This window comes from Stutzerimonas stutzeri (genome assembly GCF_051028275.1).
Classification (GTDB): Bacteria; Pseudomonadota; Gammaproteobacteria; order Pseudomonadales; family Pseudomonadaceae; genus Stutzerimonas; species Stutzerimonas stutzeri_AS.
Map to the genome: position 1 here is coordinate 2,236,454 of NZ_CP069269.1, position 13,563 is coordinate 2,250,016.

Consider the following 13,563-nt stretch of genomic DNA (forward strand, 5'->3'; position numbering starts at 1 on the left):
CTGTAACCGACTGATAATTATCGTTTTTTATTCAGCATCTAACACATTACTTTAAGTCGGGATCCATCGCGTCCGACGTGATGCGCCAAATGCCGAAGGGCAAGTGCCATGGTTCGATCCGCATCCACTGAGTCTTGCCGTACCAGGTCCAACGATGCCCATTCATGAGGTCTTCGCCTCGTGTTTCGGCATGGTCCGGCAGGCCCATTTCCCACAGTGGAAGCTCGAAATGCGCTTCCTGGGCGTTATGCGGATCGAGGCTTATAGCGACGAGAATGAAGTTCTTGCGATCCGGCGTTCGCTTGCCGAAGTAGAAGATGTTGTCGTTGTAGGCCGTGTACGCTTTGAAGCCGAGATGCGTCTGCAAGGCCGGATTTTGCCGACGTATGCGGTTGAGCTGAGCGATCTCCGCCACGATGTTGCCGGGTGCGTGATAGTCCCGAACCCGGATCTGATACTTCTCGGAATCCAGGTATTCCTCCTTGCCCGGAATCGCCGCGGATTCGCACAGCTCGAAGCCTGAGTACATGCCCCACAGCCCCGAGCCCATGGTCGCCAGGGCAGCCCGGATAAGGAACCCAGCACGCCCGGAGTCGTGCAGGAAGAACGGGTTGATGTCGGGCGTGTTGACGAAGAAATTCGGCCGATAGCAATCACGCAGCGGATGCTCGTTGAGCTCGGTGAAGTACTCGCTCAGCTCGGTCTTGTTGTTGCGCCAGGTGAAGTAGGTATAGCTCTGGTTGAAGCCGACCTTGCCCAGCCGCGCCATCATTGCCGGCTTGGTGAAGGCCTCGGAGAGGAACATCACATCCGGGTCGCGCTCGCGTATATCGGCAATCATCCACTCCCAGAACGGCAGTGGCTTGGTGTGCGGGTTGTCGACCCGGAAGATCTTCACACCCTGCTCCACCCAGTGCCAGACCACATCGCGCAGGGCGATCCACAGGTCCGGCATGGCGTCTTCCGCGTAGAAATCGACGTTAACGATATCCTGGTATTTCTTCGGCGGGTTCTCCGCATAACGGATGGTCCCATCAGGGCGCCAGGAGAACCAACCCGGATGTTCATTGAGCCAGGGGTGGTCTTGTGAGCACTGTATGGCGAAGTCGAGGGCAATCTCCAGGCCGTGCTCGCGGGCGGCGGCAACCAGGTCACGGAAGTCATCCAGCGTGCCGAGTTCAGGGTGCACCGCATCGTGCCCGCCGGCTTCACTGCCAATCGCGTAAGGACTGCCCGGATCATTCGGGCCGGCTTGCAACGTGTTGTTCGGCCCTTTGCGATGGCTGCGTCCGATGGGATGGATCGGCGTGAAATACAGCACGTCAAAACCCATGTCGCGGATCGAAGGCAAACGCTTGTGCACGTCACGGAAGGTCCCGTGACGGTTAGGATCATCGGTTTCGGAGCGCGGGAACAACTCGTACCAGCTGGCAAACAATGCCAGCGGACGCTCGACCTCTACAGGGAATACTTCGGTCTGGCTGCAATGTTCGCGCGGGTCGGCGTCAGCCATCGCCGCGGCCGTTTCATTGGCCAACATCACCGAAACGCGCTCGTCGTCCAGGTGCGCCATGCTCAGGCGATGCAGCAGATCATCGATGATGGCTTTGGTTTCGCCCTGCGCGCGCTGGCTGGCTCTCTCCAGTAGCAAACGGCCCTCCTCCAGTTCAAGTTGCACCGGAACCCCTGCGGTGTGCTTCTTCGAGAGCTCGTAGCGGTAGGTTTCGTAGATGTCCCACCAGGCTTCGATCATGAATTCATGCGAAGCGACCTGGGTCGGCGTGAATTGCCCCACCCAACTGTCGTTGCCGATCAGCTTGAGCCGCGCCCTACGCCAGGTGGTTTCGTTCTTGGTCCGCCAGCAGATGGACGCTGCCAGCTGATCGTGCCCGTCGGCAAAGATCTTGCTCGTTACGTTGATTGGGTGGCCGATGGTCGCCTTTGCGGCGAACCGCCCCCCCTCCAGCACAGGTTGGGTCGATTCAATGGCTATGCGCGGCATCCGCAAGGCCTGTTCAAGTCGGGGGTGAATCACCGGATGGGGCTTTGCATCGGTCATCGAACGGGGCTCCTAGGCGAAAGTGCAGCGAAACGGCAAAACTGCCTGCTCGGAACTGGCTATCGAGCGGGGCTGGTTGTACCGGGGAAAACCCGTCAGGCAGGCTTTCTCGGACTCTGTTCTTTCCGAACCAAAGGAGGCCTGAAAAGTTCATCCTGAAAGGCCGCTACCGCTTGCCACACAAGGCGTTGCGGTTGTTTTCGGCCAAATACAAGACGGATGGTTTGGTGCGGAGACAGGCCGCTCCTGTGGAAGCCAGCGTGCTGACGATCTCATAAGACGCGAGCGCTACTAATCGCCACCAAGGTGGCTCCTACAAAAGCGTTCTCTTCCCTTCGTACAGCGCCAAGCTAAACCAAGCCCTGCCTGTAGGAGCCAGCTTGCTGGCGATCCCAAACGACGCGAGCGCTACTGATAGCCACCACGCTGATCGTACGTTAGGCAAAAGCCTATCGCGCTAGTCGCTGCCGGTGATCAACAACGGGTTGTATCCGCTACGGCCATATTCGCCCTGCTCGGCCAGCAAGATGTCGAGCGCGAGACTGGCAAGATCGTCTGCCACGGGATCGGCGCGGCCGTGTTCTTCACGCAGCATGATCTTCAGGTAGCTGTGGCACTCCCCGCACGACTCCGCCTGAACTGGCATGGCCGGCTTGCCTTGCTCGTCATCCAGCGTGAGGTAGAGCAGCTTTGCGCCACCGTCGCATACGCTGCATTTGAGCCGTTCCAGGTGCCATTCGGTGGCGCACAGCGAGCATTGCAGATAACGCACGCCTGCGCGATGACGCTCGTTATGGATGACACTGGCGACTGGCGGCGAACCGCAGCATGGACACAGCCCCTTTGCTTCACCTTCGGGTTTGTCAGGCGGTCGAGGCAGAGCGATCGCCAGCCTCATCCAGCTGATTTGCAGCGCAGCGGTCACCAGCGGCAGCAGTGGTCGAGTTGTGTCATCACCGGGACGCCCTTCGAGAATCTCGTCGGCCATCGCATCGAGCTGTTCACGTGACGATTCTCGGAGTCTCTGGAGCAAGGGCCGTTGGCTTTCACCGACATGAAGATCCATTGCATCGAGCATCGACAGCAGGTCTTCATGCCAGGGCACGTCACGTTTCAGAGCCTGAAAACCAAGCGGCGGCAAGCCATGTTTGAACGCTTGATCGAACGCATCCGCAGCCGGTCGCCAGGACGGTTCGCGTTCGTTGAGCACTTGATGCTGGGCTTGCACCAACCGCGCCATGAAGGCGAGAAACTCGTCCAGCGGCGGAACCTGCTGGACCAGCTCCCGCAGGCGTGTAGCGCGCTTGCTGAACACCTTGGCGTTCGGCAATACCACGTTCGGCGCCTCCATGATCCCCGAAGGCGCACTTCCGAAAGAGTGGTTCACTGTAGCTCCTTAAGTTCGTTTCGACGGCACGTCACGGTTGGGCGAAAGACCACCTGGGTCGTCATGGCCGCCCTTGCGGCGAACCTCTTCATACCAGAGATTGTGGTGATGGCGTGCCCAGGCGTGACTGACGCGGCCTTGAGTCATTGCGCGCACCGAACCCTTCACCCATATCGCGGAGTACACGTGAATCACCAGGGTGATGATTGCGATAAAGGCGGTATAGGCGTGGATGGTCACGGCCCAGCGCAGCGCCCAGATCGGCATCTCATCGGCGACCCACGGCCTCCAGAGCACGACACCGGTTACCAGCAGCACCGGGACCGTGGCGAGGAAGATCCAGTACACCAGCTTCTGACCGGCGTTGTTCTTACCCACCGGCGGCAACCGGTCGTCGCGATTAGCCAGTACGTCACGGATCTGCTTTACCCACTGTATATCGTGACGACGGATCAGGTTGTCGCCAAAAAAGCGCACCGCCTGAATGACGAAGAACAACGACATGAACACGCCGATGTACGGGTGCACGATGCGTGTCGGCTCCGGCCCGCCAAACAACGCCGTTAGCCCGAAGAACGCCGGATAGAACAGCGACAGGCCGCTCAGCACGAGCAGGACGAAGCTGATCGCGATGAGCCAGTGGTTCACCCGTGTCCACCAGCCGTAACGCAGGATGCCGTGTTTGACATTCGAGTGGCTCATAGCCGGTCCTCCCCGCGCTTATCGATCTCACGGGCGTCATGTGCGTTTTCCGGATCCGGATCGTCCTCCGGTTCCTCTTTCGGCCCTTTCATCACGTAATGGAAGAAGCCCGCCAGCACCGACATCCCCAGCGCCACCGACATGATGGGCTTTGTCACGCCCTTCCAAAGCTCAACCGTCGGCGCGATATGCGGGTCACGCGGCAAACCGCTGTAAATCTCTGGCTTGTCGCTGTGCTGCAGCACATAGACCACATGGGTGCCACCGACGCCCTGCGGATCGTAGATGCCCGCGTTTTCGTAGCCGCGCTCCTGGAGGTTCGCTACCCGACTAGCACCGTAATCGAGCATGTCTTCCTTGGTACCAAACATGATCGCCGAGGTCGGGCAGCTCTTGACGCACGCCGGCTCAAGACCGTGATAGACACGGTCCGAACACAGGGTGCATTTATAGGCCTTGTTGTCCCGCTCCGAGATGCGGGGGATGTCGAACGGACACCCCGCTATGCAATAGCCACAGCCAATGCAGTGCTCGGAATTGAAGTCGACGATGCCGTTTGCGTACTGAACGATGGCTCCAGGGGACGGGCAGGCCTTGAGGCAGCCCGGCTCGGCGCAATGCATGCAGTTGTCCTTGCGGATCAGCCATTCGAGGTTGCCCTGCTCATCCTCGTACTCACTGAAACGCATGACCTCGAACGACTCGGCGGTAAGGTCGATGGGGTTGTCGTACACACCGTGGCAGTGGCCTACCTCGTCACGCAGGTCGTTCCATTCCGAACAGGCGACTTGGCAGGCTTTGCAGCCGATGCAGACGGACACGTCGATAAGCTTGGCGACGGGCTCCACCCCGCCCTGGCGAACCTGGGGAGAGGGAGTAGTCGTCGCTGATCGCGCGACGATGTTCTGCAGGTTGATCTGGTCTCCTCGCATAGCCTTCTCCTAGAGCTTCTCGACGTCCACCAGGAACGACTTGAATTCCGGTGTTTGCGTGTTGCCGTCGCCCACGAAGGGGGTCAGGGAGTTGGTCAGATGGGCCTTGCGGGCGACGCCCTTGAAGCCAAAGTGCAGCGGGATGCCAATCTGGTGAACGGTTCGCCCGTCCACCTGCAAGGGCACCATGCGCTTGGTCACTACAGCCACAGCCTCGATGAAGCCTCGCTTCGAACGCACCCGTACGCGTTCACCCTGGGCAATTCCAAGTTCGCCCGCCAGCACCTCGCTCATCTCGATAAATTTCTCAGGTTGCATGATCGAGTTCAGCAGCGCGTGAGTCGTCCAGAAGTGGAAGTGCTCCGTCAGCCGGTACGTCGTCGCCGCGTACGGAAACTCCTTGTTCGTACCGAAATCGTCACGGTCCTGCGGGAACACCCGGACGATGGGATTGTGGTACGCCAACGGATTGTTCGGGTGCAGAGGGTTGCGATCGATCGGGCTCTCCATCGGCTCGTAGTGTTCCGGGAACGGACCTTCGTTCAGCCATTCGCTGGCGAAGAAGTGCCCGGTACCCGTCTGCGTCACGATGAAGGGACCGACACCGGCTGAAGGTGGCGTGAAGACCGGATAGTCCGGCACGTCAGCACCGATCCAGCGTTCGCCGTTCCACCAGATGAAGGCCTTGTTCGGCGCCCACGGCGTGCCGTCCGGCCGAGCCGAAGCACGGTTGTAGAGCAGCCGTCGGTTCATCGGCCAAGCCCAAGCCCAGCCCAGCGTAGTACCAGTGTTGTACGGGTCGCTGTTATCGCGCCGCGCCATCATGTTGCCGGCCTCGGTGTAGGAACCCGAGTAGATCCAGCAACCGCAGGCAGTGCTGCCGTCATCGCGAAGTTGGGTGAAGTCATCCAGCAGCTCTCCGGCACGCTTGATGATGTTGCCCTTGTCATCGGTGAGGTCTACCAGTGCCCGGCCGTTGTATTCCTTCGCCAGTTCCTCGGCTGACGGATACAGCGGATTGGTGTAGTCCCACGACAGATTGAGGATAGGGTCAGGAAAGGCGCCGCCCTCCTCCAGATACATCGCTTTCAGACGGACCATGACCTGCGCCAGTATCGCGGTGTCGGTCATCGCAACGCCGGGTGGCGGTGCGGCCTTCACGTGCCACTGCAGCCAGCGTGAGCTGTTGGTGATCGAACCATCATCCTCGGCAAAGCAGGTGGTCGGCAGACGGAATACTTCAGTGGCGATTTCCGCCGGGTTCACCGGGTTGTATTCGCCATAGTTCTTCCAGAACTCGCCTGTTTCTACTTCCAGCGGGTCCATGATGACCAGCCACTTCAGCTTGGACAGGCCCTCGGTCACTTTCCGCTTGTTCGGGAACGAGGCCAGGATGTTGAAGCCCTGACAGAAGGCCCCGGTCATCTCTCCCTTGGTCATCTGGTTGACCGCGTAGAGCACGTCGTACAGCGGTGCGGACAGCTTGGGCAGCCAGTCATAGCACCAGTTGTTTTCTTCCGTGGCCACGTCGCCATACCAGTCCTTCATCAGGCTTACGTGGAAGCGCTCGTAGTACTTCCAGTAAGACACCTCGCCCGGCAGCAGCGGCGGCTTGACACGGGTCTTCATGTAATCCTGGTAGTTCTGCAGGTTGGCAGAGGGCAGGTTCATGTAGCCGGGCAGCAGATTCGATAGCAATCCGATGTCCGTCAGCCCCTGGATGTTGGAGTGACCGCGCAAGGCGTTCACGCCACCACCTGGCATACCCATGTTGCCCAGCAGCAACTGGACCATGGCGCCAGTGCGAATGATCTGCGAGCCGATGGTGTGCTGAGTCCAGCCCAGCGCGTACAGGATGGTCATCGTCTTGTCGGGCGCAGCGGTGGTCGCAATCAGGTCCCAGATCGTCAGCACCTTGTCGCGTGGCATCCCAGTGATATTTTCGACCTGATCCAAGGTGTAACGGCTGTAGTGCTTGCGCATCAACTGGAATACGCAGCGTGGGTTTTCGAGCGTCGGATCGGTTTTAGCGAATCCGTTCTCGTCCAGATCGAAGTTCCAGGTGCTGCGGTCGTAGGTTCGATCTTCGGGATTGAAGCCGGTGAACAGGCCATCCTCAAAGCCGAAACCTTCCTTCACGAGCAAGGCCGCGTCTGTGTAATTGATGACGTACTCATGGTTATAACGGCCGGTTTCGATCAGGTAGTTGATCAGCCCGCCGAGCCACACGATGTCCGTCCCGGTGCGAAGCCAGGCATGAATGTCCGAGACCGCCGTGGTTCGGTTGTAGCGTGGGTCCACGGAAATCAGGCGCGCATCGTTGCGCGTCTTCGCGTGCATCACCCAGCGGAAACCAACCGGATGCGCTTCCGCGGAATTGCCACCCATGGAAAGGATGACGTTGGCGTTACCGATGTCGACCCAATGGTTCGTCATGGCACCGCGACCGAATGAAGGGGCAAGACCTGCCACCGTCGGTCCGTGTCATACGCGCGCCTGGTTGTCCATCGTGAGAATGCCAAGAGCCCGCGTAATCTTCTGTGTGAGGTACGCGGTTTCGTTGGTACAGGCCGAAGCCGCCACCATCGAAGTCGTCATCCAGCGATTGACCAAACGGCCTTCTTCGTCGTGAGTCTGGAAGTTGCGGTCCCGATCTTCCTTCATGTAGCGGGCGATGCGATCGTAGGCCTCGTCCCAACTGATGCGCTTCCATTCGTTTGTGTATGGCTCGCGCACTTCAGGATATTTGACCCGCGAAGGGCTATTGATGAAATCCAGAACGCCCGCGCCCCGAGGGCATAGCGAGCCGCGGCTAACCGGATGATCCGGGTCGCCTTCGACGTGGTAGATCTCGTCGATCACATTGATCGCGCCATCGCCACGGGAGTAGAGCAACATGCCGCAGCCTACCGAGCAGTAGGTGCAGATGTTGCGGGTCATTCTTGCGCCGGTCAGTTTGAAGTGACGAATCGACGCGATTGCTTCATCAGGCGCAAATCCCATCATGGCCATGCTCGAAGCGCCTACACCAGCCGCACCGAACTTCAGGAACTGTCGCCGGGATACTCGCACGGTCATTGGTATCTCCTGTTACTTATTATGTCTGCCCATCTAACCACATCGACTGGACCGCTCTGGAATGGTTCATCCAGAGGGACAGACGGGGCGGCGTATGTCGCTACGCTAGTACAAGGCTAGTTCAGGAATGGGTGATAGACAGGTCACCCGTCGCGTCACCGACGGGCAGCGAGATCCTTCATCAGCTGCGCTGAGAGCGTCTGGCGGGTCGTGGCGTAATCGGCCCAGGGGTCGTGCTTCTGGTGTTCGAGGCGCTTGAACAGATTGAGGATGGTCCATTGATCAGCACCGCTGATCTGATCGAGCTCGTCCCGGGCGATTGGCACCGAGACCGGCAGGCCGGGTCGCGCTCTTGCGGAAAAAGCCGCTACAGTGCTCGCGCCCCGCTGATTGCGCAGGTAGTCGACGAATATCTTGCCGACCCGGTTCTTCGGGCCCATCTTCGCGGCGATCTGCTCGGGTGCCTCTTTTGCCAGCCGGACCGTTACACCGCGGGCGAACTCGTTTGCACAATCCCAGCTATGACGGCGGTCGATGGGCACAACCACGTGTATACCTCGGCCACCGCTGGTCTTGAGGAACGCCTGAAGGCCGAGCTCGTCGAGCAGATCGAGGGTCATGCACGTTGCTTCCACCATGCTCGACCACGGCAGTTCGGGGTCGGGATCGAGGTCGAACACGACCCGGTCCGGCTTGTCGATCCGGTCGCTACGCGCGTTCCAGGTATGGAGCTCGATGGTGCCCATCTGCGCCGCCTCGACCACCGCTGTCACGCTGTCCGCCTGGATCAGACGGGCGTGTTCGGGATCGAGTGATTTGTCTAGGACCCGCATGTGAGGCATTTTCAGGCGGCCGCAGTGTCGCTGAAAGAAGCTGTCCCCACCCACCCCCTCGGGCGCTCGAACGATGGACAGCGGGCGCTTGACCAGATGCGGCGTCAGGTAGCGGCCAACCGCCTGATAATATTGGGCGAGCTGCAGCTTGGTGGCACCGCTTGCGGGATCGATAACCCGTTGCGGATTGCTGATGCCGATGCCGCCTACATCTGGGCGGCTTTTGGCCGTTTTCTCAGCCATGCGGATTCCTCACAAGCTCAGCTCGCTTTTTTACTGCTGGATTTGCTGGCAGCAGGCTTGCTGCTGCTGGCCTTGCGGGCCGTCGAGGTTTTGCTGGTTGAGGTTTTGCTGGCTGTGGCCTTGGCAGGAGCTTTGGATTTACTGGCCGCGCTTTTGCTTGCAGCCCGTTTGGCAGGTGCTGCCGCCTCTTCGCTGTCACCGCCATTGTCATCCACCTCCTCTGCCGGCGCAGCCTTCTTGGCCGATGATTTGCCGGCCAGACTACGTTTGAGCAGTTCGGTCAAGTCGATGACATCGGCACTGCGACGATCCACCGCCTCTTCCGGTCCACCCACGGCTTCGAGCTTGCCTTCGCGGGCCTTGGTTTCGACCAGATCCATGATCTGGTCCTGGAAGGTGTCCTTGTATTGCTCTGGGTTCCAATCCTCACTCATGTCTTCCACCAGCCGCTTGGCCATGTCGAGTTCCTTCGGATTGAGGTCGGCGTTGATTGCCTCATCCTTCATCTCGAGGTATTCGACTCCCCGAACCTCATCGGCCCAGCGCAGGGTATTCATTACAAGCGCCTTGCCAAGCGGCATCACCACCGCCAGATGCTGCTTGTTGCGCAGCACGACATTGGCAATGCCGACCTTGCCGGTCTGTGAGAGTGTTTCGCGCAGCAGTGCGTAAACCTTTTCACCCCGTCGATCCGGGGTGAGGTAGTACGGCGTAGCGATGTACAGGAAGGAAATGTCCTTGGCATCGACAAAGGCAACGATATCCACCGTCTGCGTGGCTTCCGGGTGCGCTGCCTTGATTTCGTCATCGCTGATGACAACGTAATTGCCCTTTTCGTATTCAACGCCTTTGACGATGTTTTCGCTCTCGATATCTTCCCCGGTGGTCTTGTTGATGCGCTTATAGCCCACCCGGTCCATGGTGCGCTTGTCCAGCCAATCGAAATCGATTCCAGATCGCGTAGTGGCAGGCACCAGGGACACAGGAATATGAACCAGGCCGAAACTGACGGCACCTTTCCAGATCGTACGGGGCATATGCCTTCCCTCCTGTCACAGTCGTTCGGTCAGCCGTTGACCACGGTGCCGCCATTCACATGGATCACCTGGCCGCTGACATAGGACGAGTCGCTGCTGGCCAGATATACGTAGGCTGGCGCCACTTCATCGGGCTGGCCGGGACGCTCCATGGGCACGTTGGCGCCGAATTTCTCGACCTTGTCCGCATCGAATGTCGACGGGATCAGTGGCGTCCAGATCGGGCCAGGCGCTACTCCGTTCACACGGATGCCGCGGTCGGCGATGTTCATCGACAGCGAGCGTGTGAAGGCCGTGATGGCGCCCTTGGTCGATGAGTAGTCCAACAGTTGCGGGCTGCCCTTGTAGGCAGTCACCGAGGTGGTGTTGATGATGGAGGCGCCTTTTTTCAGGTGCGGCAGTGCGGCCTTGGTCATTTGAAACATGCCGAAGATGTTGGTGCGGAAGGTTTTCTCCCACTGTTCTTCACTGATGTCTTCGAGCTTTTCCTGCGGATGCTGCTCAGCCGCGTTATTGACCAGGATATCGAGCTTGCCGAACGCGCCGACCGTCTCGTCGATCACCTTGCGGCACACGTCTCGATCCGCCACGTCGCCAGCGAATGTCAGGCATTTGCGGCCCTGCGCTTCAACTGCACGTTTGGTCTCCTCGGCGTCCTGATGCTGGTTGAGGTAGAGAATCGCCACATCAGCGCCTTCGCGAGCAAACAACACGGCAACGGAGCGACCGATGCCGCTGTCACCGCCGGTGATGATTGCGGCCTTGCCTTGAAGCTTGCCGGCGGCCTTGTAGTCTTCACCCTGATACTCCGGGCGCGGGTTCATCTCGCTTTCTTTGCCAGGCTCCGGTTGCTGTTGAGGCGGAAGCGTCTGGTTTTCATCGGGCATGCTGAATCCTCCGTAAGGGCTAAAAAACCTGTAGTCGGAGGACTTGGCACCGGACGGAAAAGTTTCTGCGAAGCGATGAGAGGCCTTGTATCAGGCCTCAGGACTCAGCTCAGTCGACGCTCATTGCGACGCGCCCCCGGGGCACCCCGCTTTCGACATACTTGTGAGCGGCGACCACCTCATCGAAGCCGAACACTCTGTCGACCTGCGGGGTGATCAGCCGGTCCGCAGTGAGCTGATTGATGTGCCGCAAGGCTCGTTGAACCGCGTCACGATTCTGCTCGATGCCCAGCTCGGGCTGGCCAGTGAAATCGCACAGGCAGTGCAGGAAGAACTTGAAGTTCTTTTTGAACGCCGCACACGCAGGGAATGCAGTCTCGTTGCCGCCGTTCAGGCCATAAAGGATCAATTTGCCACGCGGGGCAATTACGTCGCCCAGCAGCTTCATCTGAGAGCCGCCACAACCGTCCAGCACGACCTCGACGCCCGCCCCGCCAGTTATCTTCTGAAGCCGCCCGACGAGATCTTCCTCTTCAGTGACGATCACCGTTTCGGCACCCAGTTCACGGAGGAAATCGCGATCTTCGGCGGTATCACAGGTGGCGATGACACGCCCTCCGAGCGCCTTGGCCAGTTGCACAGCGGACGGACCGGTACAATGCCGCGCCTGCGTAACGAGCACGTACTGCCCTGGCTCGAGCTGAGCCAACTCAACCAGCGCAAAGTAGGACACCAGCGCCGGCGTGTAGTGGATGCTGGCTTCGGTTGCGCTAAGCATGTCCGGGTGGTGAACCAGGGAGGTATGAGGCAGCAGTACCTGTTCGCCATAGAGCGGATACTGGTTGAGATCATGGCCTGGAAAACTCGCGACTCGATCACCGGCCGCAAAGCCGTCCACGTCGTCGCCTACCGACCGCACTTCGCCGGCAATTTCGCTGCCCAACCCAGCGGGAAGCTTCGCGTGACGCGGTGCCAGGTCCTGGCGCCAGAGCACGTCGTTCCAGCTGATGCCGATCGATTTCACATCGACCAGCACTTCGCCCGGGCCTGGCCGCGGCACGTCGTGCTGTTCATAGCGCAGCACGTCGGCAGGCCCGAACTGGTGAAAACGGATGATGCGGGACATTAGAAGACCCCTCGATTACTACTGTGTTAGTGACTCTATCTGCACAGTCCACACAACTCCAGCAGCGATCCCCGCATTCCGCTCGATAGTTGCCATGCCTAGGAATGATGATGAGCTGTATGTAAACCCGCACCACGAGCTGCAGGTTTGTGCGATTTTAAAGCGGAAATGGACATGCCGTCGTCACTGCGATCTGTCTAGAATGCTACCGCAACCCTCCAAAAGGTCAGCCGTGCCTTTGTCTGACCACAGCTTGAAGTGAATGGCATGAACCGCAACGACCTTCGCCGCGTGGACCTGAACCTTCTCATCGTTTTCGAAACGCTGATGCATGAGCGCAGCGTGACCCGCGCCGCTGAGAAGCTGTTTCTGGGGCAACCTGCGATCAGTGCTGCACTGGCACGGCTACGGACCCTTTTCGATGACCCGCTGTTCGTGCGCACCGGTCGCAGCATGGAGCCCACTGCACGCGCGCAGGAAATTGCCGGCCTGCTCTCACCGGCTCTGGACTCCATCTCCACCGCGGTCAGCCGCGCGTCTACCTTTGACCCCGCCACCAGCGAGCTGGTGTTTCGCATCGGTCTGACAGACGAGGTGGAGTTCGCCCTGCTACCGCAGCTGCTCAGGCGGGTTCGTGCCGAAGCGCCGGGTGTGGTGCTGGTGGTGCGTCGTGCCAACTACCTGCTAATGCCCGGCTTGCTTGCCTCGGGCGAGATCTCGGTGGGGGTCTGCTACACCGAGGAGTTGCCGGCCAATGCCAAGCGCAAGGTCCTGCGCAGGCCCAAACCGATGCTGCTGCGCGCCGACAGCATTCCTGGGCGCATGACCATGGAAGACTACTGCTCGCGCCCGCACGCCATGGTTTCCTTTGCTGGTGACCTGAACGGCTATATTGATGAAGAGCTGGCTTTGCACGGCTGCAAGCGCAAGGTCGTGCTGGCCGTACCCCAGTTCAACGGCCTGGGCAGTTTGCTGGCCGGGACCGACCTGGTCGCGACAGTGCCGGACTATGCGGCCTCCGCGCTCGCGGCTAACGGTGGCGTGCGTGCCGAGCCACTGCCGTTCGATACCAGCCAAGACTTTGAACTGTCCATGGCCTGGAGCGGCGCTCAGGACAACGACCCAGCCGAGCGCTGGCTACGTTCGCGTATCCAGATGTTTGTAGGCGACCCGGACAGTTTGAACCCTCAGACCGATCAAGCCTGACGGCTTGCCTGCCACACTCCGCGCGCCCGCATTGATGCCCGGTATTGATGTTGGTGTGGTTGCCTGAAGTCAC

General features: G+C 59.7%; 10 protein-coding genes. 1 reads left to right on the forward strand and 9 read right to left on the reverse strand.

The genetic code is table 11. The features are described 5' to 3' along the window. Positions 1-46: 46 nt before the first annotated feature. The 9 genes from JQR87_RS10285 to JQR87_RS10325 form a co-directional block, all read right to left on the reverse strand. Complete coding sequence (locus tag JQR87_RS10285) at positions 47-2,059, reverse strand: alpha-1,4-glucan--maltose-1-phosphate maltosyltransferase (RefSeq protein ID WP_407297480.1); 2,013 nt, start codon at positions 2,057-2,059, stop codon at positions 47-49. A 457-nt stretch (positions 2,060-2,516) separates the two neighbouring features. Beyond that, the gene (fdhE, locus tag JQR87_RS10290) at positions 2,517-3,410 is read right to left on the reverse strand and encodes a formate dehydrogenase accessory protein FdhE (RefSeq protein ID WP_407297757.1); all 894 of its coding nucleotides are present in this window, start codon (positions 3,408-3,410) and stop codon (positions 2,517-2,519) included. A gap of 45 nt (positions 3,411-3,455) precedes the next feature. After that, the gene (locus JQR87_RS10295) at positions 3,456-4,148 is read right to left on the reverse strand and encodes a formate dehydrogenase subunit gamma (protein ID WP_407297478.1); all 693 of its coding nucleotides are present in this window, start codon (positions 4,146-4,148) and stop codon (positions 3,456-3,458) included. After that, a complete protein-coding gene (gene fdxH / locus JQR87_RS10300; RefSeq protein ID WP_407297476.1) occupies positions 4,145-5,080 on the reverse strand; it encodes a formate dehydrogenase subunit beta in 936 nt (311 codons plus the stop codon). Before fdxH ends, JQR87_RS10295 begins: the two co-directional genes overlap by 4 nt. A 9-nt stretch (positions 5,081-5,089) precedes the next feature. Continuing rightward, positions 5,090-8,158 carry a formate dehydrogenase-N subunit alpha gene (gene fdnG, locus JQR87_RS10305; RefSeq protein ID WP_407297474.1) on the reverse strand — a complete coding sequence of 1,023 codons (3,069 nt, stop codon included), beginning with the start codon at positions 8,156-8,158 and terminating at the stop codon, positions 5,090-5,092. 155 nt (positions 8,159-8,313) lie between these two features. Beyond that, on the reverse strand, positions 8,314-9,234 hold the full coding sequence (gene ligD / locus JQR87_RS10310; RefSeq protein WP_407297472.1) for a non-homologous end-joining DNA ligase: 921 nt from the start codon (positions 9,232-9,234) through the stop codon (positions 8,314-8,316). 17 nt (positions 9,235-9,251) lie between these two features. Then, positions 9,252-10,271, reverse strand: a complete 1,020-nt coding sequence (locus JQR87_RS10315) for a Ku protein (protein WP_407297470.1) — start codon at positions 10,269-10,271, stop codon at positions 9,252-9,254. A gap of 29 nt (positions 10,272-10,300) precedes the next feature. After that, complete coding sequence (locus tag JQR87_RS10320; RefSeq protein ID WP_407297468.1) at positions 10,301-11,158, reverse strand: SDR family oxidoreductase; 858 nt, start codon at positions 11,156-11,158, stop codon at positions 10,301-10,303. 109 nt (positions 11,159-11,267) lie between these two features. Continuing rightward, positions 11,268-12,284 (reverse strand): zinc-dependent alcohol dehydrogenase family protein, encoded by a 1,017-nt coding sequence (locus JQR87_RS10325; protein WP_407297466.1) that lies wholly within the window; start codon positions 12,282-12,284, stop codon positions 11,268-11,270. A gap of 267 nt (positions 12,285-12,551) precedes the next feature. Between JQR87_RS10325 and JQR87_RS10330 the strand changes: the two genes are divergently transcribed. Beyond that, complete coding sequence (locus tag JQR87_RS10330; protein ID WP_407297464.1) at positions 12,552-13,490, forward strand: LysR family transcriptional regulator; 939 nt, start codon at positions 12,552-12,554, stop codon at positions 13,488-13,490. Positions 13,491-13,563 lie beyond the last annotated feature (73 nt).